We start from the raw sequence: 23,355 nt of genomic DNA, 5'->3' as shown, positions 1-23,355 counted from the left end.
AGTGGAATTATTAGAAGGTATGCTGCAAAGGGATAAGGACGAATTCAAGCGCATATGCAACCGACTTCTAAGCGTGTGTTTTCTCTGCAAGAGCAATCGCACCACCAGGTCGGACTACTATTTTATTCTCAAATATAAGGAACGTTTTTCAGAATATCTGGGGATTCTGGGCTACCGCCTGGAAGTCAACGAGGAGTACGGCGTAGTTCAGCTGACCAACCCGCAGAATTACAACCGGCAGAATTTAAAGCTTTTTGAGTCGATCATTCTGCTGATCCTGCGGGTGCTTTACGATGAAAAAAAGAGGGAGCTTTCCGTAAGCGATGAAGTGATCGTCAACCTGGGCGATATTCAGGACCGCTTCCTCAGCCTGAAAATCCGGGATAAAATGATCGACAAAACGACCATGCGCAACACGCTGAATCTGCTACGCAGGTTTCAGATTATCGAAACTGTGGATAAGGATCTGACTGACGAGGAATCGAGGGTGCTGATTTACGATTCGGTGCTGATGGCGGTTCGGGTGGAGGACATCAAGCAGGCCTACGAAAAGCTGAAAATTTACAGAAAGGGGAGAAAAGTCGATGAAGAAACTGGTGAGAATGAAGCTGATTAACTGGCACCGTTTTACAAACTGCACCATTGATTTCGGAGACGCGACCCTGCTTTCCGGTGAAAACGGGGCCGGCAAATCAACCCTTTTGGATGCCATTCAGTTTGTCATTACCTGCTCGGCAAATTACTTTAACAAAGCAGCCCACGACAACGGCAAGCGAAAGCTGACCGGGTACATCCGCTGCAAAACAGGGCGGGAAAACAAGCCTTATGAGAGAATCGGGGAGATCAGCGCCCATATTGCGCTGGAGTTTTACGAAGAAGACAAAGACCGGTATTTTGTGGTGGGAGCGGTAATTGATTCGGCTTCCGAAGGGCAGGAGGCGGTGGCCCGTTATCTGATCGACGACATCCGCTTTACGGAGGAACTGTTTCTTAACGGCAAAGTTCCCAAATCCATCACCGAATTTCGCAGCTCTGCCAAGAAAATCAAGCAGTGGTGCAAGACCCAGGCTGAGGCGAAAAAAATGATGAAAGCCCGCTTCGGCAGAATTGAGGAAAAGTTTTTCCGGCTGATCCCGAAGGCTTTGGCCTTTAAGCCCATCGATGATATCAAGGACTTTGTTTATTCCTATGTGCTGGATGAAAAGGAAGTCAACATTGACGTGCTCCGGGAAAACGTGCGGACTTATCAGGATCTGCAAAAGACTTTGGACAGCGTAAGGACACGGCTGGGCAAACTGGAGCAAATCGAAACGCTGCACGATGAAGTCGTAAAGGGCCTCAAACAGGACAGCATGTACGACTTTTTTCTGGCGCAGGTGGGACTGGATATTACAAAGGAAAATATTCAAAATTCCAGGCGCTATATTCAGACAGAAGAATACCGGCTAAAGGAGGAACGGCAGAAGCTTTCGGCCATTGCCAAAGAAAAAGAGCAGAAGCAGGAAATGGAAACCGCCCTGCGGGTGGAAATGAAGCAGGATAAGGATTTTCTGGCCCTGGAAGAGGAAAAGCGTAAGTTAGAGCGGCTGGAGGAGGAAGAACGGGAACAGCTGGAAGAAGAAAAGGCTCTGAAAATCAGCATACGGGCGGCGAAGGATAATCTCTACAGCTTGCAGACGCTGGGACAGGAAAGTCCGGTGCTGACGGAATATCAGCAAATGCTGGAACATCTGGGCCAGGCCGGTGATCTGTCGCAGGTGCGGAGTCTGGTGGAAGCGGCCATTGCTTATAAAAAGGAGCAGTTTGCCAAGATTCAGCAGGAAATAGCCCGCTTGCAGGTTCGCCTCAATGAGAAGCAGGCCGAAAGAAGTGAGCTTAAGAAAAAAATTGAAAATCTGAGCAGAAAAAAGCTGTCCTATCCCCGGGCCGTGACTTGTGTGCAGGAAGCGATTCAAGAGGAATTCGCGAGGCTGGGGCGGGATTCGCAGCCCCATGTGCTGTGTGAGCTTTTGGAAATTGTCGATGAGGATTGGCGCAATGCGGTGGAGGGTTACCTGAACACTCAGCGGTTTTATCTGCTGGTTGAACCGGAGAACTTTGATATCGCTTTGGGCACCTATGACAAGCTGCGCAAAGAGGGAAAAGCCTTTGGCGTGGGGCTGATTAACACGCAGAAAATGGAAGAATACGATCAAACTCCCGCGGGAACCCTTGCTTCGGTGGTGGAGTCAAAGCGCCGTTATGCCAAGCGTTACATCAATATGATTCTCGGAAACGTGCAGATGTGCCAGCGCTATGACCAGTTGAAAAAATACAAGACCGCCATCACCAAGGAGTGCATGAAATACCAGAATCGGGTTGCGAGCGCCATCAAGCCGTCGATCTTTGAGGTACCCTTTATTGGAAAAAATGCTTTCCGCATTCAGCTGGAGCAGGCCAACCGTCAGTATGGGCTGCTGGAGGAAGCGATGCAGGCCGATCAGCAGCAGCTGGAGAATTTGGAAGCAGCAACCGGTTTTTTGACTACAGATGCGGATGTGGATATAAAGTATCGGCTGGATGTGCTGGTAAAACTGTCTGTAATTAAAACAAAGCTGGAGAACTGCCGGTCCAATATTTCCACTCTGGAGAAAAACGCCACTCTGCTGCAAAAACAGGTGCAGCTTACTATGCTGGAAACCATACGAAAAGAGCTGGAAGAATCCATGGCAGAGAAAAATCAGGCCATCGGCAAGCTGATGGAAAAGATTGCCACCGAAAAACAGCGGATTGAGCAGTATACTGTTTCCCAGGCCGACCAGGGGGCGAAAGTTGCCGAAATCATTGCCGCGGCCCAGGACGACTATGCTCTGTGGAAAAAAGAATATGAGAAGCTGACAAGCCAGAAGTCCTTTACCCAGTTCCAGATTAATTATGACCGGCGGAAAAAGGCTAACGAAACCACCACTAAGGAAGCGGAGCGGAAGATGATGGACGCCATGATTCAGTACAAGACAGAGCACGATTTCGGGGCGCCTCCGACTCTGGACGGTTTCAGAGAATTTGCGGCTGTCTACGACCGGCTGAAAACGTCGGAGCTTCTGGAATACGAGGAAAAGGTGCAGCGGGCCAGACTTTCTGCGGAAGAAGAATTCCGGGAACAGTTCCTGGCAAAACTGCAGGAAAACATGAAGCAGGCCCAGAGTGAATTCAAGGAATTGAATAAAGCGCTCAAGGATATTGCTTTCAGCAACGAAAAATATGAATTCCTTTTCATGCCCAGTAGGAAATTCCGCAGCTACTATGAGATGATTATGGACGATTTCAACGCTATGCAGGGTGAATCCCTGTTCAGCGGAACCTTCCATGAAACCCATAAAGAGGTGATTGATGAGCTGTTTGAAAAGCTTGCCTTGGACAGCGAAAATGAGACCAGGGCATTGGACGAGTTTACTGATTATCGAACCTACATGGATTATGACATCAAAATTATCCATACGGACGGCAATTATTCCTTCTATTCCAAGGTTTGCGAAGAAAAGAGCGGCGGCGAAACCCAGACTCCGTTTTATGTAACGGTGGCGGCTTCCTTCGTCCAGCTGTACAGCAACAATATCGGCGGTGAGGCCATCGGCCTGATTATGTTTGATGAAGCGTTCAATAATATGGATGACGAGCGAATCGGCGGAGTGCTGGAATTTCTCCACCGCCTGCCACTGCAGCTTGTGATTGCCGCGCCGCCGGACAAGATTCAGTACATTGCGCCGGAGATGGACCAGACCCTGCTGGTGATGACGGACGAGCGTGTAAGCTATGTGGAGGGTTATCATAATGAAGAAGTACGACAGACGTATTCTTAATTCACTGCTGGATTCCTATGAGAGAAGCCTGCTTTTCACCGGCAAGAATAAGGTGGAGGTCCGCATTTCCTTTCCCTTTTCCGCAAAGAGCCTGCCCGAGTATTTTGATGAAAGCTCTACTGCCTACGAGGATATTCACGCCTGCGCAGCTGAGCTGGAGCAAAGGGGCTTTGTTGAGCCTGTCTGGAAGAAGGGTAAAGCAGGACACATCATCGAAAAGGTTCTTTTGGTGGAAGCAGCTGTCGGCGATATTTATGCGTATCTGGGCCGCACACCCAAGGCTCAGCTGTTGCAGCAGAACCTGAACCTGCTGACGGACCTGCAAAACCAGTACGGGACTGCCAATGCGTCCATTACTCCTATCACGCCCATTACCGCGGCTTTTATAGAAGCCATGGAGCAGAGGATACATGATGGAAAATCGGTGAAAGAGTACGTCGATCTCTCCGATTTGCCGGGCACCAGGCGGCTGATCGAAGCCATTGCTGCTGTTGAGACAAATGAGGACGAATGCTATATCCGGGAATTTTCAATTCGCCATTTTTCCGATTCTAAAGCTCTGGAAAATATGCTTGGCGCTGTGACAAAGGTGATGCGGGACTTCAATCCCCGCTTTGAAGGCTGGGCGCCTTTCGATGTTTTGGCGGAGTATTCCATTTATCACACGCCCAATTACGTATACTTCAAAGGGCAGGGACGGCTCTGTTTCGGACAGGAGATCATCGATCTCAAAGCCTTTGCCCATGGAATCGGAGTCTCCGGCCAAGACCTGCGGCGCATGAAGCTTGCGGAAACGGAGAACGTCAAAACGGTCCTCACCATTGAAAATCTGACCACCTTTTTCCGCTGGCAGGAAGATGGGTGCATGATTATTTATTTGGGCGGATACCTCAATTCCGTGCGCAGAGCATTCCTAAAGGAACTTTATCGTCAGCTTCCGGGGGCGTCTTACCTGCATTTTGGCGATATTGACGTGGGTGGTTTTGAGATCTATGAGGACCTTCGCCGGAAAACCGGCATCCCCTTTAAGCCCTACTATATGGATTTGGAAACGTTGAGAAAATATGAAGCTTACACCCGGCCGCTGACACAGAATGATCGCAGGCGGCTGGGGAATTTACGGAAAAAGAATGCGGACGCGCCTTATCTGAATGTGCTGGATTATATGCTGGAAAAGGGGATAAAGCTGGAGCAGGAGGGGGTCGGGTGAATGTGAAAGCAGAACCGCGGATTTTAAATGTTGAAAACAGGGTGTGGAATGTATGGGAGGACTGCGATGCAGCTTTCGGAAGATGAGGCGGTTCAAATCATTCATAATGTTTCATCTCTGACTCACGGACATCTCAGAAGCATGATGGCCTGCCTTTCTTGTGCAACTTATGTGGGGCATATAATTGCTTCATCTGCAGCCCCATTATGAAAACTGCTCCAGACTGCTTTTTCTTATGTCGCTTAGATTATATTTGATCCCTGAGGATGTAAATGTTGTAGGCGCAAGACATCTAAGGTGCGCTTGAAAGGAAAATTAATAGATATTATTATGAAAAAATGTACGTGTGAACCAAGTACGTGCATTTTTGTTGTACCTTTTCCGAACAACATATAAAAACTAAACACAAATTTATTCTTGACATAATCCACTCGATATGACAAATTTACCATAAAGTGACCGGTCAGAATGAAATTGGAAAGGAAGAAAAATGGTACAAAAATCTATTAAAGGCGGCCTGGAGCTCGCCGGAGCGATAAAACGCAGACGAAATGAATTAAATCTTACAATTGAAGAAGCCGCATTAAAAGCAGGAATAGGGACGAAAACCTGGAGTAGATATGAAGCTGGGGAGTCCATAAGAAAAGACAAATACAAGGGGGTCTGCAAAGCGCTGAACTGGCCTAGCTTCCCAGAGAAAGAAAGTGTGGATGGTAGAAATGTAATCGATTTTGGCGATTATGTGAATCACGAGGCGTGGTCGCCATTTCTTGCTGCTGAATTTGGAAAGTATGCAGCAGTATCATTCGTAATTGGAAGTGATATTTTGCTGGATCATATAGAGGAGGATATGGCGGCGCTCTCCTCAATGCCGCGGGGCACACACATTGGAGAAATAAGCGTATCGTGGTTAGAATCACTTTTGCCAGTACAGTTTCTTATGAGGTATGATTATGATTTTCTATACGTTTTGCGTACTACCGTTGGTCGATTTCGATCACAGGCTTCACAGGATAATCCCATGGTAGCCCATAGCGCGATAGAGGAATTGGCATTATATCTAATTGTGGAGGAATCACGATTTCTAATGGAAAGTATGGGATCGGATATGGAGGAATGTGATGGATGGGATGACTGGATATATGATATCTTTGATGACATGGATTTGATTACCTTTTTATATTCAGATATGTATCTGGTTCAAGGTGATACCTATCATTTTGATCGCTGGATGGAAGGCCAGTTCTATTGCTAGTGTTTGTATTATCTATAGCGGGTGGAATATCTCTGGTAACGCTACGGGGCGGATTGCATCGGTAGCAGTTGTGTCCGGTGCTTGAGAACTGACTTAGAGGAAATTGTTGATTTGTACACAACCTTCAGGGATAAGAGTATTGTTTCTCTGACCACCGACGGCGAGAATACCTGTACCTATGCAAGTCTAAAGGAATTGGGCAAGGGCAAGGCTTTGGTAGTAGTCCACATTGACGATTACAACGATACCAGCGTTGACTTCGGGGATACCGTAGTAGCGATGCGTCGCTGCTCTAAAATGCTGCCTGTAGTGGCTACATTGTGCCGAAAGAGATGGCGTAGCTTGGACAGTGGAAAGGAAGAGTTACAGAATGACGAAAAGCACCAGACTCATTGGGCATAAGACACAAACCTATAGGTGAAATAATTTCAAAAGGGAAGAATCCATGACACTTTTCTTTTGGGAAACAAATGAAATAATAAAGATTCGTTAGAGGAGGAGTCTTGTTAAGGACATTTAAATATAAGAGTTCTTATGAAGAAAAAATTTAAAAAAATAATTGATAGGGTCCGTGGTTTTAGAAGAGTATGTTTAATGTATAGAAGGAGGCAAGGAGCATTAAAAGGGCGGATGGGTTTATATCCGGCTTGAAAAGCGGATTTTGAAGTAGAGTGGACATGAAATGCCAAAGGACCCAGGAAGGTGAGAGTGTGTTATAATGATCGGATTGGGACATATGTGTTTATTGAGGAAGAAGCATATAAAATAAATATGTCGGTTTGTCGACCTCCAATGGTGTAAAATGTGTAGGGGGTCGACAATGTTGATTTTTATGGATAACCGCAGAACCACTTTATGGGAAACGGGTTTTTTCTGGTAAAATGTATGATATAATTATGAGGTAGACAAAAGCAATACATTTGACCTGGCGATTTCAGTGTTGTGGGAACAGCGGAGATGAATCTTATCAGAATGGAATTTAAATAGTAATATTTTTTCGCATTCTGCGCTTGCCATGATTAGATGAATCTTATCAGAATGGAATTTAAATGTGTTATCGTCAAACATGGCGTAAATCACATTCGTGAGATGAATCTTATCAGAATGGAATTTAAATTCGCTCTGTGGCATGGTTCCATAATCAACCGCGCCAAGATGAATCTTATCAGAATGGAATTTAAATGTTGGGAGCATTATACAGACCACAAATGCAAATTTTGAGATGAATCTTATCAGATTGGAATTTAAATGCTTGATAGGCTTGGTTGTCTAAATCCTTTAGCTCCATTTGAATCTTATCAGAATGGAATTTAAATCCTTGCTGTCCATAAAGCCGCACTCGATCAGGCAGGCATTTGGATCGTATCAGAATGGAATTTAAATTGGTAAGCATTTTGGTTAGTTCAATGTCTTCCTGACATTTGAATCGTATCAGATTGGAATTTAAATAACAACAAAGACCCTTGGATCGTATCTAAGGTAACATTTGAATCGTATCAGATTGGAATTTAAATCTTTTGGACAGACCTTCTCGATGTGATACTGGTTGAACATTTGAATCGTATCAGATTGGAATTTAAATCTTTTTAGCGTTGAGGGTGATGAGATCGCAAGTGCCATTTGAATCGTATCAGATTGGAATTTAAATACTTTCAGGAGGTGGTTGGCATGTTAAAAATCACCTATTTGAATCGTATCAGATTGGAATTTAAATGAATGTCTGCTGTCGCAGGCGCAATTTCTGGCAGTTCATTTGAATCGTATCAGATTGGAATTTAAATAATGAAATCCTCTTTGTTTGTCCCTGCCTTAAATTTAATTTGAATCGTATCAGATTGGAATTTAAATATTGATGTGGGTTGCTGGTTTGATGAGTTCGCCAAATTTGAATCGTATCAGATTGGAACGTAAAGTTGATCAAAGTTTTGTCGTTTGCAGCGCATAGTTGCCTTGAGCCTAAACAGATTAGCCCAATTGTAAATAATTGCAAAGATTAAAGGCAGAGATGAAACCTCTGCCCCTTCCACTATGGAGTGATTCTTAAAAACATATTCTAATACATCTTTAGATTCCAATAATGTATCTGATTCAAAGAATGCCTTTTAATTATATAGGAAATAAATCTAAAGTCAAATATAGATGCGATTGTTAATTTATATTCTAATACATTGGAAATGTATTGACAATTATATTCCTAAAGAGTATACTAGTGCCATAAAACATGATCCCCAAAATATGGATAAGGACAAGTGCTATGAAAAAAAGCAAAAAAGATATCGCCATTCGTTCCAGTGCTGCCGAGTACTTAATTTTTGTGGCAGCAACAGGAGATAATCCCGATAGTATTGAGATGCGGTACGAAGATGAAAACATATGGCTCACGCAAAAAATGATGGCACAGCTTTATGAAGTCGATGTACGTACTATAAATGAACATATTAAAAAGATTTATGTGGATAACGAATTAGAAGAGGAAGCAACTATCCGGAATTTCCGGATAGTTCAAAACGAGGGCGGCAGACAGGTGAGCCGCCAGGTAAAGCACTATAACCTACAGATGATTATAGCAGTCGGCTTTAAAGTCAACAATGAGCGGGCTGTTCAGTTCCGCAAATGGGCCAATACGATTGTCAAAAGCTATACAATTCAAGGATGGGTAATGGACGATGAGCGGCTGAAAAACGGTGGGACCGCGCTAACAGAAGAGTATTTTGAAAAGCAGCTGGAAAAAATCCGTGAAATCCGTATGTCAGAACGCAAATTTTACCAGAAAATTACCGATATTTACGCTACTGCATTGGATTACGATCCAACTGCGACTGCGACAAAACGCTTTTTTGCTGCGGTTCAGAACAAGATGCATTTTTCTGTTCATGGTAAGACCGCAGCAGAAGTAATCTACGATCGAGCAGACGCAAAGAAGGAGCATATGGGACTCACTTCATGGGATGGCGCACCGGAGAGCAAGATCCATAAATATGATGTAAGCGTTGCGAAAAACTACCTGACAGAATTCGAGTTGCAGCAGCTGGAGCGAATTGTTTCCGCATACCTTGATATGGCCGAATTGCAGGCAATGCGTCATATACCCATGACAATGGAGGACTGGGAAAAACGGCTGAACCGATTCCTGCAGCTCATGGATAGAGAGGTTTTAATGGATGCGGGAAAAGTAACAGCGGCCTTGGCAAAGGCGCACGCAGAAAGTGAATTTGAAAAATACCGTATTGTACAGGATCGGCTTTACGAAAGCGATTTCGATCGATTCCTGGCACTGGAACAAAACGTTAAAAAGACAGAAAAAGAGTAAGTAGGAACTTCCCTATAAAAAGGGGAGCAACATATACGAACGAGGAGGTGAACTGTTTGAAATTATCAATTGAATTTACGCTGACCAAAAAAGAATTTCCGCTTGACTTTCGGCGGGTATTCTTGGCGCTGCTTAAAAAATGCCTGGCCGAAGCCGATAATGGTAAATATATGGACAAGTATTATGAAGCAGGAAAAGAAAAAGATTTTACGTTTGCTGTATTTTTTTCAGAACCGGTGTTTCGTAAAACACATATAGAACTGAAAGCAGAGCGGGGGAAATTACTTTTTTCCTGTGCTGAGACATTCACGGGATTTTTGTTCTTCTCAGCATTTTTAGAACAGAGGGGAAAAGCTTTTCCGTTGGAAAAGGGAAACCACCTGACGATTCAATCTGTAAAAAAGGTTGCCGAGCCAGAGACAAAAGAATCTCAGGCCATGGTAAAAATGCTCAGTCCGCTGTGTGTTCGTGAACACAAACGGGAAAAAAACTGGGATCAATATTACATTTACGACGATGAGGACTTTCAGAAAAAAGCGTTGTACGTGATAAAGAACAAACTGCTGCGGGCCGGATTTTCTGAAGAGCTAAGCGAGACTTTTAAAATAACCCCGGTCAACTGTAAAAAAACAGTGGTGGAATTTTATAAAAGAAAGATTCCTTGCAGTTTAGGATACTTTCTGCTAGAAGGAGACCGGGCAGTTCTCAATTATCTCTTGCGGGCCGGACTTGCCAGCAGGTGCAGCGCTGGGTTTGGTATGCCGGAATTAAAGTAGAGGAGGGAACTCGTGAAAATAAAACTGGAGAATCAAAAATATGATACCGCGCTTTTTCCGACAGAATGGCGATACTCGGCGGCAATCGTAGGCCTTGTTCGATACTTTAAGAACCAGGGAATTGCTTTTGAAATGGACTATGAATATGATGGCTGGAAGGGTATTGCGTATTGTCAGGAAGAGTTAACTGAAGAACGATTCCTGGAATTTGCCGAAGACTATTATGGAGAAGCATTTCCACATCGAAAGGCCGAAGAAATGCTGCAAGGCGATGAATGGACAGACGAGCAGATTAAGCTAATCAATGAAACGTTAAAAGGCAATACGATCCTAAAGAAGACCGTTAAAACAAAATTTGATGGTGGGAACCGCGAAGAAATTCTCAAGATACTGGAAGATAATAGAGAGACTATTATCAGAGATTCTTTTAAAAATAAGAAAAACATGTATGCGAAATTCGCTAATACAAACTTGCTTTTCACCGAGGAAAATCCCCATTGCCGGCTGGTGGGATACAATGTCGACGAAGGAAGAAAAACAAGAAGCCTCGCATATGGCTTTGAGGAAAATGCTTTTCAAGAAACGGATATATGGGAATTTGATTGGATTCCGTTTGCGTTTTCGGATACCTATGAAAGTTTTTTCATTCATAATAACGCTTCCATTAAGTCCCTGTGCCGCACGGCTGATAGGCTGAAAGAAATTATGGAGAAGACCAGAGATGAGAAAGAAGGAGTCCGTACCACGCTTCTCAAATCCATGGCTCAGGCCCAGGATTTTATTGACTTTGATGTGGAAGTTATCAGCAAAAGTCAAGATAAAGGGTATTTTGAATCACTGTTTGTAAGACGAGAAGCATTGAAAGCCTTGGGAAAAACCTCCGACTTATCATTGCTGCGATTCCGCAGGGAACTTGCTCCGGAGTATTGGCTGGATGTACAAAAAGAGGTTGTGGATTGTTGTATTAACCAAGTTTCGCTGGACAGTTTGATTGAAACATTATTTAAAATAAAAGAAAAAGAAGGTACCGGATACCTGAACGTCGTTATCGGCCAACTGATTAACCTGAGTTTAGAGTGGGGTGAAGATATGGAAAAGGAAAAGAAAAAAACAAGTATTTATGTTGCAAAACAATGTGGAATTGATACAGTGAAAAAACTTCGCAGCCAAGGGAAAGAAAATAAACTGAAGAGTTATCGGCAAAAACTAACCAGCGCTATTGTCTTTCACGACTATGACCGTGTAAATGAAATTTTGCTGCAATTGTCCGCATATGCAGAACTGCCGTACCCATTTGCGTATTCTTTATTTGAAGACGGCGAAGGAAACAAGGAAATTGCATTTGCATTTATCAATGCGCTTGATCCAAGCAGCGGAGAGAGGAAACAGGAGGAAAAATAAGATGAAAAAAGCATTAACTTTGACAGTCGTTGCCAATATGACAAGCAACTATTCCGAAGGACTTGGAAATATATCTTCCGTCCAGAAAGTGTTTAAGGGGCAGCACGTTTACGCGATGAGAAGCCGAGAAAGCCTGAAAAATGCTATCTGCGTACAGGCCGGACTGTACGATGATTTGGAAACCTCCGTAGACGGAGCGGCTCAGAAGTTTGTTTCGGAAAAAAACAACGCGGCAACTTGCAGAGCGCTGGAAGGTGGATATATGTCAACAGAAGGACTGACCTACATACGAAATAGTTCTTTCTATCTGACAGATGCCGTAGCCTGTGATACCTTTGTCAATGAGACTCGCTTTCACAACAATTTATATCTGGCCTCCAACAATGCAAAAGCGAATGGATTGAATTTACAAGAGGAAGGGAATGCCAAAAAGGCAGGACTGATGCCTTATCAATATGAGTATGACAAATCCATGAAGACTTACAGCTTGACCATTGATCTGGAAATGATAGGAAAAGATGAAAACTTCAACGCTGAGGCCGACAGCGAGGAAAAAGCAGAACGCGTCTTAAATCTATTGAATGCAGTAAAAAATCTTTCTCTAGTAGTGAAAGGCAACCTGGATAATGCAGAGCCTCTCTTTATTGCCGGCGGCCTGTCAGATCGGAAAACCCATTACTTTGAAAATGTAGTACGGGTTAAACATGGTGCCCTTTCCATTACAGAAGACTTGAAAGACAAGCTGTCAGAAGATTTTTCCTGTGCGCTTCTTAAAGGCGATAACTTTACCAATGAAGACCAGGTTGTAAAAGAACTTTGCCCGATTTCTATGAAACAATTTTTTGACAAACTGACAGAGCAGGTGAAGTCCTACTATGGAGTATAAAGGAGAATCGCAATGGAAGCTGTAAGATTAAAACTAAGACAGGCCTCTGCCAATTACCGGAGGGAAGAAACGGTGGACAATAAGATGACTTATCCGCTTCCGCCCTTCTCAACAGTGATTGGCGCACTCCATAAAGCCTGCGGCTATAGGGAATATCATCCCATGGATATCAGCATCCAGGGCAATTATGGGGCTTTAAAAAAGAAGGTTTATACGGACCATTGCTTTCTCAACAGAACGGAAAATGACCGTGGAACTTTAGTAAAAATGGTAAATCCGGACATGCTGTCCAATGCCTATGTAGAAGTAGCCCAGGCAAAGAAATCGCAAGGGAATGATTTTTACAAGGGTATTACCATAGACGTGAAGCATGAGGCCTATTTGCAGGAATACCGGGATCTGAAGGATTTGAAAAAGCAGATTAGCGATTTTAGAAAGACTCGTATCAGCGAAAGCTTTCAACCTAAACTGAAAAAATTGCGGGCGTCTTTGAAAGCAAGAAAGGCCTATTACAAAGAAGACAAAGAGCGTCTGGAACAGATCAAGAAACGGGAAAAGGAACTCAGCGCCCTGGACAAACGGGTAAAGCAAAGCTTGCTGGAATACGAGGAGCAGAACTATACGATCCCTTACTCCCATTACCGAACCTTGACAAAAGGGCCAAAGTACTATGAAATTTTGACCGATGTAGAGCTTGTCATTCATGTGAGGGCGGAGCATCAGACCTTGCAGGATATTCTGGATCATATTTTCGATTTGAAAGCCATTGGCAGAAGCGAGGATGCAGTGGAAGTCCTGGAAGCGGAGATGGTGGACCTAAAGGAGCCGGAAGAAGGAATTGAAAGTAAGTACCATGCTTATCTGTCAGCTAAAGCAGTAGAAAAAGAATGGTTCATTGTTCCTGAGAAAGAGGGGATCCCAGCAATGGGAACTAAGTATCTACTCAATAAAGACTACCGGATTGTTGATGGGAAACGGCAATTTAGTAAAAAAGCGGTCGTCTATACTTCGGCCTACTGTGTAGAATTAGAGGATGATATCGAAAACATTTATTTAGATGATGCAGGCGATAAATATATTGTGAATTTCATTTGAGGAGAGAATATGCTTCCCGAAACATTACTGAAAACGTGTAAAGCCAAAGACACTCAGTCAATACGCCAGCATACGGACAAAGTAAAAGAGGCAGCCCAGATTTTGATAGATCTGGGCTGTGTGCAAGATAAACGCATTGAAAATCTTTTGATGCTGGCTTGCGAATATCATGATTACGGTAAAGTAAATCATGAATTTCAGAATAGAATTGAAAACAAGTTTGTTTTTCAAGAGAACAGAGAAGTTGCTCATAACATTTTGTCTTACTTCTTCGTGGACAAGGCGGGTCTTAATAAAGAGGATTATCAAGTGGTTGCTGCTGCCGTACTGTACCATCATTATCATGGAGATATCACGTCGGTAGTGAAGAATAAAGGCCAATTAATTGATAAACTTCTGGAACCTTTTAAGGAATATGTGAAGAAAAAGAACAAGGAAACGCGGTGCTACCGGGTCCTTGCAGAGCGTCATCCCGACGCAATTCTAGTAAAGGGCCTTTTGCACCGATGCGACTACAGCGCCAGCGCAGGGATCCGATGCGAATACCCTCACGACTTCCTCAAGCAGGATATGGAAGCCTTATTAAATACGTGGAAGAGTACAAATGCAAACGCCAAGTGGAACGATTTACAGATTTTCTGCGCAGAGCGCAAACAGGATAATTTACTCGTAACCGCACCGACGGGAATGGGAAAGACGGAGGCTGCCCTTTTGTGGATTGGCAATCATAAGGGCTTTTTTGTATTACCACTTCGTACCGCTATAAATGCTATGTATGATAGGATATCGCAAGACATTATCCGGGGCAACAAGGGTGAATGTGTGGCCTTACTTCATTCAGATGCCATGAGTTACTATCTGAAACAGCAGGCCAAAAGCGACGGTTCGGAGGATCCGATTGATTATTATACCCGTAGCCGCCAAATGTCGTTGCCTCTTACCATATGCACGCTGGACCAGCTATTTAACTTCGTTTATAAATATCCAGGATATGAGTACAAGCTTGCTACTTTATCATATTCAAAGATCGTAATCGACGAAATCCAAGTGTACGACCCGGAGCTGCTGGCATATCTGATTTTTGGAATTGCCTGGATCAGAAAGATGGGAGGAAAAGTGGCGGTACTCACTGCGACCATGCCGCCATTTGCTAAAAAAATGCTTGAGGAAGCTTTGGAAGAAGATTTTGCCTCTGCGGATTTTTCTCATCAGGGAATTAAGCGGCATAACATAAAAGTACTAGATGAACAGTTGAATTCACACGATATCTACGCCTTTTTTGAAAAAATAAAAGCCGCTGAGATCCCGGGAAACAATATCTTAGTAGTCTGTAATTCCATTAAAACTGCGCAGCGAATGCAGGATGAACTAGATGAACAAATTGGAAAAAATGATGCGGAGATTAAGCTCTTACACGCACATTTTACGGCAATGGACAGGGCAGAAAAAGAAAAAGAGATTTTAGAAGATTGGAAAACAGAAAAGCCTGCGGACAAAATAAAGATATGGATTGCGACCTCTATCGTAGAAGCCAGTCTTGATATTGATTTTGATTATTTATTTACAGAACTGATGGATTTGTTTTCTCTGTTCCAGAGATTGGGGCGCTGTAACCGGAAAGGCTTAAAGCCGACCGATCGATATAACTGTTTTGTTTATCTGGAAAAGCAAGGCGCAGTAATGAAATATGTAGATGAAACAATTTACCAATGCTCAAGAAATGCCTTGCTGGAGGTGGATGGAATTGTGACAGAGCAAGAAAAGACCGCAATGATTGAGAGGGCCCTTTCCGCAGAAAACTTGGAAAACAGTGAGTACACAAAAAAATATCATGAAGTGTATGGATATATAGATGAGCTGTTTGTAAATGAAAAAGAAGAAAATGAAGCTCGTCTGCGCAATATCCAGTCGGTTACCATTATTCCGGGGCCGATCTATCAAGAATATCAGCAGTATCTCGACAAAAAAAGCGAGACCCTAAATGCAGAAAAAGTATCTTTAAAAGTGCGAATTGAGAACCGCGATGCGATTTATCAACATACAGTCTCGATTCCCAAATACCAATTTGAGAATAGCATAGTTTTAGATCATTTATCTTTAGGGCGATGGGATAAATTACCCATTTTGGATTGCGAATATACAAAGAAGACCGGGTTGGTATTTAAAAATAAAGAAAAGACACCTGCGCCCAGGTCGCAATCCTCTATAATATGAGGAGAAATAGAAATGGATGATGATATTAGAATCACAGGAGTCATGGTTTACTACTATTTTGTTTGCAAGCGAAAGCTGTGGTATTTTAAACACGAAATTCAGATGGAACAGGGAAATGAAGCTGTTAAAATCGGCAAGCTGTTAGATGAGACCTCTTATGGTAGGGAAAACAAGCATATTAACATTGACCAGACGATTAATATTGATTTTATCAGAGAGAGCAACGTTCTGCATGAAGTAAAGAAAAGTAAGAAAATAGAAGAAGCCTCGGTATGGCAGGTGAAATATTATTTATATTACTTAAAAAAGAAGGGGATGGATTGCGTAACCGGAAAAATTGATTACCCACTTTTGAAGAAATCTGTTACAGTTGAACTGCAGGATGAGGATGTTTTGAAGATGGAAGAGGTACTTTCTGATATAAAGCAGATTATTGGTCAATCGCTTCCTGATGAAGCAAGACGAAAAAATATTTGCAAGTCCTGCGCATATTTTGATTTGTGTTTTATTTAAAAGCAGGTGTATTATGAATAGAAGCTATTATATTTATTCAAGTGGAAAACTCTCAAGAAAAGATAATACCTTACAATTCGTCAATAGCGAGGGAGAAAAGCGAGATTTGCCGGTAGAGCAAATTGAAGATATTTATATTATGTCTGAAATGACTTTAAACACAAAGTTGTTAAACTTTGCTGCGCAAAATGGGATTGTCCTGCATTTCTTTAACTATTATCAGTTTTATTCAGGAAGCTTCTATCCCAGAGAGCAGCTATTGGCCGGCCAGCTCCTAGTAAAACAAGCGGAAGCTTATTCGAATTTCGACAAACGTTTGGAACTTGCAAAACAGTTTATTAAGGCAGCCTCTGCAAATATCTATCGAAACTTGCGATATTACAATGGAAGGGGTAAGGATCTGGAACTGCCAATGAAGCAAATTGAGCATTATCGCAAGCAGATTGATAAACAGGCGGGAATAAAGGATTTGATGGGTATAGAAGGAAATATTCGTAAGATTTACTATAGTACATGGAGTACAATCATAGATCAGGATATTGAATTTGAAAGGCGTATTATGCACCCGCCGGATAACCGGATGAACAGCTTGATTTCTTTTGTCAATTCTCTAATTTATACAAAAGTGTTAACAGAGATTTATCATACACAGCTGAATCCAACTATCAGTTATTTGCATGAGCCCGGGACAAGACGATTTTCTCTTTGTTTGGATTTGGCGGAAATTTTTAAACCACTGATTGGCGACCGGCTAATCTTTTCGCTGCTTAATAGAAAACAGATTACTGACAGCAGTTTTCTCAACGACCTGGAAGGATTGAAATTGAAAAAGGAAGCCTCTCAACTTATTTTGTCCGAGCTCGATGAGCGTATGAAGAAAACGATTAAACATAAAGAGTTGGGAAAGTCCGTATCTTATCAATACTTAATCCGATTGGAGGCATACAAACTGATTAAACATTTGCTGGGAGAAAAAGAGTATAGCGGATTTGAGATCTGGTGGTGATGCAGGCACAAAATCAAAGGGAGAAAATAGATGTATGTAATCTTAGTATATGATATTGTTGTAGATGATGAAGGCAAGAAAATTTTACCAAAAGTTTTTAAAAGCTGCAAGAAATATTTGTCCCATATTCAAAACTCGGTCTTTGAAGGTGATATGACCAAGTCGCAAATGATGGCGTTGAAACTTGAATTGCAGAAATCGCTGCGCAAGGATAAGGATTCATTAATTGTATTTTCCAGCAGAGATCAAAAGTGGCTTAGCAAAGAATTTTGGGGAAAAGAGGATGATAAGACCTCCAAATTCTTGTAAAATGATATAAGCTCACAGATAGGATGTTCCACTGTCGACCCCTGATGCTGTAAAAATACTGGGAGGTCGACAATGAGCCAAGTAATCTGGGTTAGGATTATAAATATAAAATGTCCATATAATACTGCTGCGTTTTTAAATGTATTATATGAGAGGTCGACAAAAATGGCGTGGGAGAAAGCTTAAATTAGTGACTTTTGAGTTGTCGGATTTGAATCGTATCAGATTGGAATTTAAATATCGGTATTCCCCGAGAAAGACCATATTTGTTGGCCATTTGAATCGTATCAGATTGGAATTTAAATATATTGAAAAGTTCGAGAAAGAGCTTGATGCTGCAATTTGAATCGTATCAGATTGGAATTTAAATACTCTCCTTTACTCTTCTAAGAAATATCTACCGACATTTGAATCGTATCAGATTGGAATTTAAATGCTTATTGATGAATTTATCGCAGGGTATGAAAAGTTAATTTGAATCGTATCAGATTGGAATTTAAATGAGCGATACAAGGAGGTTATGGAAAATCCGCATTACATTTGAATCGTATCAGATTGGAATTTAAATACCTTTGCAATCTTTTGGCCCTTTTTTACATCCCCTATTTGAATCGTATCAGATTGGAATTTAAATTCGCCTTCATAGTCAACTTTTTTCGGAACTTGCTTCATTTGAATCGTATCAGATTGGAATTTAAATCTGTGCTGGTAGAATAGGCCGGGATATAGTCACCTTGATTTGAATCGTATCAGATTGAAATTTTTTGCTTACCTAGATATGAGTGTCCATAAATAAATTTTAAAAGACTAAATAATAAAGCTAGGAAGAATTGGCGAAATTTATCCTTTGCTGATCTTGATGATGAAGAGGAGTGTAGTATAGTAATTTGAAGTGAAATATGATATATTTTAATTAACGGAAAGAGGTGGTAGTATGTCAGGATTGAAGAAAAATCAGGGGTTAGACGAGATTACAAAAGAGATTGTAGCAGCCGTCTTAGAGCTGTTAAAGGACAAAGTTTATCGAATCGTATTATACGGTTCGTATGCTAGGGGCGATTTTACAAACGAATCCGATATTGACCTTATGATTTTACTGAACTGTAGCAAAGAGGAAACCCAGAATTATCGTCCCCAGGTCAGCAGATTGGCCAGTAGAATCGGATTGAAATATGATATTGAAGTTTCGTTGCTTTTAAGAGACCGTGAGACCTTTGAAGACGGGTTGCAGATTCTACCCTTTTATCGAAATGTTGTAGGGGAAGGAGTGGAATTATATGGATGAGCGATTAGCTGATTTGTCAAAATACCGATTAGAGCAAGCGGAACAGTGTATCCGTTCGGCAAAACTACTTGCTGAGAACGATGATTACAAAGGAGCGGCAAACCGGTCATACTATGCGATTTTTCATTGCATGAGAAGTGTCCTTGCTTTGAATCAGGTGGACTTTTCTAAGCACAGCGGAGTATCAGCGTATTTTCGCAAGGAATATATAAAGTCGGGAATCTTTGATGTAGAGCTTTCCGATATCATCAGGGAAGCTTTTGATGTGAGAAGCGATAGTGATTATGATGACTATTTCGTAATATCAAAAGAGGAAGTGCGAAGACAAATTATGAATGCGGAAACCTTTTATTCTCAAGTCAAGATATATCTACATCAGCAATGGTAGCTTTTGAACGTTGCTTGCTAATATTCATATTGAAGCCTTGAAACAAAAACGATCTAAGTTATGATTTTTTAATTATGCCGAATTTTGTGAAGGTTATTCGGTGTAATTAACTGATTATAACCGATAGCTATATTGAATAAATTCAGTACATTATTGTAATTAGCAGATTGGAATGTAAATATCAGCAATAGCATGCCGGAACTTTACACCATGCAGCAGATGAATCTTAGTAGATTGGAATGTAAATGAATGGAGCCCAATTGCACCGGGAAAGCACTTCGGGATGAATCTTATCAGATGGCAATTCAAACCTGAAAATGCTGCTCGGCTATGTTAGAATCTGATTTTTTTGAATCAATACAAAATGGAATATAAATATATAGTGATGCTCCCTGTGGCCATAAAATCCGAAATATTTAGATTTACACATTAGCGAAATTCAAAGGGTGTGGGATGCTGTAAAAGGTATATTCATGGATAGTAGATGTGGCGGCCTACACCTCAAATTTGCCGGATTGCAATACCAATTTCCTTTATCTTCATCTATCACAGAAAGCGCGGATATATCCTGCCCCTTCATTTTCCGCCATCACCCATAAAAGTAACACCTCAAAGCCCGCGCAACATACTCCGCCGCGCCGTCCCCATATTTTTTATCGACGATTTCTTTGGCGACATCCCCGGAATAGCTCTCTATAACCGTATCCCAATAACCTTCGCCCAGCTCCATGCCAAAGGCAGTTTCCTGCGTAAAATCAATGATTTCACGAACAATGTCCTGAACCTCCCCACAGGCAGGGCTTTTCTGCATATCAGCGGTCAGTTTTAAGAACCAGGCATCGTTTCGCTGCAGCAGTTCCTCCTTGTCTGCTGCGAGCTTTTGCTGATGGGCCATTATTTCCGAGAAATGCTCCATGTTATGCTTCATGGCTTGCGTATATTTTTCAACACTGCCGAAATGTTTAATGGCGAGCTGGGCCACATCGGACTCATCTTCCCTCAATTTTTGTACAAGCTGATTAAAATTTTCCACACTTCCCCAATATTTGATAATATCATCGGGACTCTTTTTTCTAAAGCACTCCAAGGCCTCGATGTATTCCGACAGATCAAATTCTTTAAAACTCACACACTTCTCTCCTTTTTCCAGTCTGCTCAAAAGCTCGATTAATCGATCAATACGGTTTCGCTTCAATAAGAGCAGTTGTTTCTGCCTTTTAAAGGCCATAGTACGATCAAACTGTGGACTCTGCATAAGTTCTTTTATTTCCTTTAATTTAAAGCCCAATTCCTTGAAAAACAAAATCTGCTGCAGCTCCTGCAAAGCGCTGTCGTCATATAACCGGTAACCGGACGAGGTGAATCCGCTTGGCTTGAGCAGGCCGATTTCGTCATAATACTGCAATGTGCGCGTGCTGACGCCTGTTAATTCCGCAACCTGGCTGATTGTTTTCATATTTGCCAACCTTTCCTGTTAATCTACTGCAAGGAGGATTTCCACTTTGGTTTCTAAAGAAAAGAATATACTATCACGTTACGTGGGAGTCAATACTTTTTAAAATATATTTTGGAAAGAGGCATAAGCTTCGAAGAAACTCTGGCAGAAGTATTCGAGTTTTTTGAGGCAAAACTGTACCATAGGTATGATAAAAACGAAATGATGTTCCGATATCGGAACGAATTACGTTCCATATATTCCGATAATGAAACAATCGAAACGGGTACGTCAATAAAATGCATCGAAACATGAGGTGAAATCCGCCATTTGTTTTCAACGCTTTTCTCATGCCGCAAAACCTGATTTGACGCCGGCCCCCTTAAATGGCACAAGAGTTGCAATTATCATTATAGAGAAGGATGATATATCGCCCGGCCGGCAGGACGGTACATAGCCGCAGGGGGGGATATGCCGAAACCTGCGTGTAAAATTACACAGGTTTCAATTGGAACTTTATTTTCTCTAATCATAACCATTATTGAGGAGGGTTTTATGGAAATTAATTATGAAGCGTACATGAGCGGACTGGTAGCCAGAGCCAGAGAGGCACAGAAAGTTTTGAACGGATACTCGCAGGAGCAGGTGGACGAGCTTGTCGCCGCCATCGCTTTTTACGGCACGCGCCCGGATTTTATGCGGCAGGTGGCTGAGCAGACAGTAGAAGAAACCGGCATGGGAGATGTGGAGGATAAGATTGCTAAGATATGGAACAAAACCATTGGGCATTACCGTGAAATGAAAGACGAAAAATCCGTAGGACTCATCGAATATGACAAAAAAAGAAATATCGCTAAATACGCCAAGCCCATGGGTGTCATCGGAGCATTGGCCCCGGTGACAAATGCGGAAAACACGGCTGTCGTAAAGCCGATGAATGCAATCAAGGGCAGGAATGCGATCATCCTGGCCCCGCATCCAAAGGCTGCAAAGGTGAATTTGTTCGTAGTCGACTATTTGAGAAAAGTGCTGAAAAAATTCAATGCTCCGGAAGATCTGATCATCGCAATCGAGCCTGAATACGTAAGCATCGACTGCTCCGGCGAACTGATGAAACAGTGCGACTTTGTGCTTGCTACCGGTGGTGCGGGGATGGTAAAAGCCGCGTACAAATCAGGGACGCCGGCCATTGGAGTAGGAACCGGAAATGATGCGGTATACGTGGATGGGACTACGGATCTGGGCAAGGTTGCCGGCATGGTCAGAACATCCAAATGCTTTGACAATGCCACCAGCTGTTCCACAGAAAACGTTCTTCTTGTGCAAAAGGAATGCTACGATGAATTTGTGAAAGCACTGCAGGACAACGGCGGATTTTTTATCAAGGAAGGGTCCGAAGAAAAGGCAAAGCTGCAGAAGACCCTTTGGCCGCAGTGGCCTGAAAACCACAACCTGAACAGGCACATCGTCGCACAGCCGGTAGCGAAGATCGCAGCCTTGGCAGAGCTTGAAATCAACGAGGATACCCAGTTCCTGTTTGTGGAAGAAAACGACGGTATCGGTCACGACCACCCATTTACGGGGGAAAAGCTTTCAAGAGTTACAACACTAGTCAAGATTGATAGCTTTGAAGACGCGATGGACAAGATGGAAGCCGTTATGAACTATATGGGTAAAGGACACGGCTGTGGAATCCACACCAATGACGATGAAAAGGTTGAAAAAATGGCTATGAGAATGCCGGTTGCCAGAATGATGGTAAATCAGCCGCAGGGCGTGGGCAACAGCGGTTCCTGGGAAAACGGCATGCCGATGACCATGACCCTGGGATGCGGCACCTGGGGAAATAACAGCGTATCCCATAACGTTAACTGGAAAGATCTTATCAACATTACCCACGTATCCAGAACTCTGCCGCTCAACATTCCAAAGGAAGAAGACTTGTTCTCCGCGGAATTTATTAAAAACAATTCAAACCCGCTTTAAAATTGAGCCGGAATCCGCTGCCGCACTAATGACAGGTAAACCTATTAGAACGGCAGCTTTTTTGTACGATATTGACCGGGTTGGTACGGCGTTGCCGTAAAGTAGAAAACAGTGAAAGTTTTTCGTTGTGGCAAAAAACTTTCACTGCTGCGGTAACTTTTCAAAAAAATTATGCAAAGTTACGCAAAGTTGTGGGTTTGCAGGTGTTCAAAATTGCAAAAAATGAAAATTTGTGTTACCAGCTGTTCTGAAGACTGCAGGATCGTTGAAAAATGCGTAACTTTTAAAAAAAATTAGGAAAAGTTACCGGAACTGCCCTTTTGGCGAGCGGTTCACAGGTTATAAGAAATGAGCCACGTTGAGCACCTTTCACGATTCTACGCCTTGCGGCAACGCCGTACAAATTGGGTAGAATCGTATAATTGCCGCCCGGAAATGAGAAAGAAT

18 protein-coding genes and 1 CRISPR repeat array are annotated in these 23,355 nt (G+C 42.5%); of the genes, 17 read left to right on the top strand and 1 reads right to left on the bottom strand.

Annotated features, from left to right (window positions below):
- Position 1: 1 nt before the first annotated feature.
- From NE619_RS05060 to NE619_RS04985, 16 genes are all read left to right on the top strand, one after another.
- A complete protein-coding gene (locus NE619_RS05060; RefSeq protein ID WP_256131288.1) occupies positions 2-616 on the top strand; it encodes a DUF4194 domain-containing protein in 615 nt (204 codons plus the stop codon).
- Entirely contained in the window at positions 585-3,839 is a 3,255-nt protein-coding gene (locus NE619_RS05055; RefSeq protein WP_256131287.1) for an ATP-binding protein, read from the top strand. The genes NE619_RS05060 and NE619_RS05055 overlap by 32 nt, the downstream gene beginning before the upstream one ends.
- Positions 3,811-5,049, top strand: a complete 1,239-nt coding sequence (locus tag NE619_RS05050) for a Wadjet anti-phage system protein JetD domain-containing protein (RefSeq protein WP_256131286.1) — start codon at positions 3,811-3,813, stop codon at positions 5,047-5,049. Before NE619_RS05055 ends, NE619_RS05050 begins: the two co-directional genes overlap by 29 nt.
- A 490-nt stretch (positions 5,050-5,539) precedes the next feature.
- Positions 5,540-6,304, top strand: a complete 765-nt coding sequence (locus NE619_RS05045; RefSeq protein ID WP_256131285.1) for a helix-turn-helix domain-containing protein — start codon at positions 5,540-5,542, stop codon at positions 6,302-6,304.
- A gap of 111 nt (positions 6,305-6,415) precedes the next feature.
- Entirely contained in the window at positions 6,416-6,706 is a 291-nt protein-coding gene (locus NE619_RS05040; RefSeq protein WP_256131284.1) for a hypothetical protein, read from the top strand.
- 1,852 nt (positions 6,707-8,558) lie between these two features.
- Positions 8,559-9,614, top strand: a complete 1,056-nt coding sequence (locus tag NE619_RS05035) for a virulence RhuM family protein (RefSeq protein WP_256131283.1) — start codon at positions 8,559-8,561, stop codon at positions 9,612-9,614.
- A gap of 56 nt (positions 9,615-9,670) precedes the next feature.
- Positions 9,671-10,390: a CRISPR-associated endoribonuclease Cas6 gene (gene cas6 / locus NE619_RS05030; RefSeq protein ID WP_256131282.1), complete on the top strand. Its 720-nt coding sequence runs from the start codon at positions 9,671-9,673 to the stop codon at positions 10,388-10,390.
- Positions 10,391-10,402: 12 nt separating this feature from the next.
- Entirely contained in the window at positions 10,403-11,791 is a 1,389-nt protein-coding gene (gene cas8a1, locus NE619_RS05025) for a type I CRISPR-associated protein Cas8a1/Csx8 (protein WP_256131281.1), read from the top strand.
- A 1-nt stretch (position 11,792) separates the two neighbouring features.
- Positions 11,793-12,677: a type I-B CRISPR-associated protein Cas7/Cst2/DevR gene (gene cas7i, locus NE619_RS05020; protein ID WP_256131280.1), complete on the top strand. Its 885-nt coding sequence runs from the start codon at positions 11,793-11,795 to the stop codon at positions 12,675-12,677.
- A 12-nt stretch (positions 12,678-12,689) separates the two neighbouring features.
- Complete coding sequence (gene cas5 / locus NE619_RS05015; protein ID WP_256131279.1) at positions 12,690-13,772, top strand: CRISPR-associated protein Cas5; 1,083 nt, start codon at positions 12,690-12,692, stop codon at positions 13,770-13,772.
- Between the two features lie 9 nt (positions 13,773-13,781).
- Positions 13,782-15,986 (top strand): CRISPR-associated helicase Cas3', encoded by a 2,205-nt coding sequence (gene cas3, locus NE619_RS05010; protein WP_256131278.1) that lies wholly within the window; start codon positions 13,782-13,784, stop codon positions 15,984-15,986.
- 12 nt (positions 15,987-15,998) lie between these two features.
- The gene (cas4, locus tag NE619_RS05005; RefSeq protein ID WP_256131277.1) at positions 15,999-16,499 is read left to right on the top strand and encodes a CRISPR-associated protein Cas4; all 501 of its coding nucleotides are present in this window, start codon (positions 15,999-16,001) and stop codon (positions 16,497-16,499) included.
- Between the two features lie 13 nt (positions 16,500-16,512).
- On the top strand, positions 16,513-17,505 hold the full coding sequence (gene cas1b / locus NE619_RS05000; protein WP_256131276.1) for a type I-B CRISPR-associated endonuclease Cas1b: 993 nt from the start codon (positions 16,513-16,515) through the stop codon (positions 17,503-17,505).
- A 30-nt stretch (positions 17,506-17,535) separates the two neighbouring features.
- Positions 17,536-17,814: a CRISPR-associated endonuclease Cas2 gene (cas2, locus tag NE619_RS04995; protein ID WP_256131275.1), complete on the top strand. Its 279-nt coding sequence runs from the start codon at positions 17,536-17,538 to the stop codon at positions 17,812-17,814.
- A gap of 209 nt (positions 17,815-18,023) precedes the next feature.
- Positions 18,024-18,581: direct repeats of the CRISPR family, unit length 30 nt; unit sequence ATTTGAATCGTATCAGATTGGAATTTAAAT.
- A 167-nt stretch (positions 18,582-18,748) separates the two neighbouring features.
- On the top strand, positions 18,749-19,099 hold the full coding sequence (locus tag NE619_RS04990) for a nucleotidyltransferase domain-containing protein (protein ID WP_256131274.1): 351 nt from the start codon (positions 18,749-18,751) through the stop codon (positions 19,097-19,099).
- Positions 19,092-19,487, top strand: a complete 396-nt coding sequence (locus NE619_RS04985; RefSeq protein ID WP_256131273.1) for a HEPN domain-containing protein — start codon at positions 19,092-19,094, stop codon at positions 19,485-19,487. The genes NE619_RS04990 and NE619_RS04985 overlap by 8 nt, the downstream gene beginning before the upstream one ends.
- Positions 19,488-20,076: 589 nt before the next feature.
- Here the strand turns inward: NE619_RS04985 and NE619_RS04980 are convergent.
- A complete protein-coding gene (locus NE619_RS04980; protein WP_256131272.1) occupies positions 20,077-20,943 on the bottom strand; it encodes a MerR family transcriptional regulator in 867 nt (288 codons plus the stop codon).
- Positions 20,944-21,477: 534 nt separating this feature from the next.
- Here NE619_RS04980 and NE619_RS04975 point away from each other — a divergent pair.
- Positions 21,478-22,908: an aldehyde dehydrogenase family protein gene (locus NE619_RS04975; protein ID WP_256131271.1), complete on the top strand. Its 1,431-nt coding sequence runs from the start codon at positions 21,478-21,480 to the stop codon at positions 22,906-22,908.
- Positions 22,909-23,355: the final 447 nt, after the last annotated feature.

It is taken from the genome of Anaerovorax odorimutans (genome assembly GCF_024459955.1).
GTDB classification, from domain to species: domain Bacteria; phylum Bacillota; class Clostridia; order Peptostreptococcales; family Anaerovoracaceae; genus Hominibacterium; species Hominibacterium odorimutans_A.
Note: the sequence above shows the minus strand (reverse complement) of the source record. Positions and strands in the feature narration are given on the sequence as shown.

Coding starts and splice junctions, on each gene's coding strand:
- NE619_RS05055 (WP_256131287.1), top strand. CDS start 585: ATGAAGAAACTGGTGAGAATGAAGCTGATTAACTGGCACCGTTTTACA.
- NE619_RS05050 (WP_256131286.1), top strand. CDS start 3,811: ATGAAGAAGTACGACAGACGTATTCTTAATTCACTGCTGGATTCCTAT.
- cas5 (WP_256131279.1), top strand. CDS start 12,690: ATGGAAGCTGTAAGATTAAAACTAAGACAGGCCTCTGCCAATTACCGG.
- NE619_RS04975 (WP_256131271.1), top strand. CDS start 21,478: ATGGAAATTAATTATGAAGCGTACATGAGCGGACTGGTAGCCAGAGCC.
- NE619_RS04985 (WP_256131273.1), top strand. CDS start 19,092: ATGGATGAGCGATTAGCTGATTTGTCAAAATACCGATTAGAGCAAGCG.
- cas1b (WP_256131276.1), top strand. CDS start 16,513: ATGAATAGAAGCTATTATATTTATTCAAGTGGAAAACTCTCAAGAAAA.
- cas7i (WP_256131280.1), top strand. CDS start 11,793: ATGAAAAAAGCATTAACTTTGACAGTCGTTGCCAATATGACAAGCAAC.
- cas2 (WP_256131275.1), top strand. CDS start 17,536: ATGTATGTAATCTTAGTATATGATATTGTTGTAGATGATGAAGGCAAG.
- NE619_RS04980 (WP_256131272.1), bottom strand. CDS start 20,943: ATGAAAACAATCAGCCAGGTTGCGGAATTAACAGGCGTCAGCACGCGC.
- NE619_RS05045 (WP_256131285.1), top strand. CDS start 5,540: ATGGTACAAAAATCTATTAAAGGCGGCCTGGAGCTCGCCGGAGCGATA.
- NE619_RS05035 (WP_256131283.1), top strand. CDS start 8,559: ATGAAAAAAAGCAAAAAAGATATCGCCATTCGTTCCAGTGCTGCCGAG.
- cas3 (WP_256131278.1), top strand. CDS start 13,782: ATGCTTCCCGAAACATTACTGAAAACGTGTAAAGCCAAAGACACTCAG.
- cas4 (WP_256131277.1), top strand. CDS start 15,999: ATGGATGATGATATTAGAATCACAGGAGTCATGGTTTACTACTATTTT.
- NE619_RS04990 (WP_256131274.1), top strand. CDS start 18,749: ATGTCAGGATTGAAGAAAAATCAGGGGTTAGACGAGATTACAAAAGAG.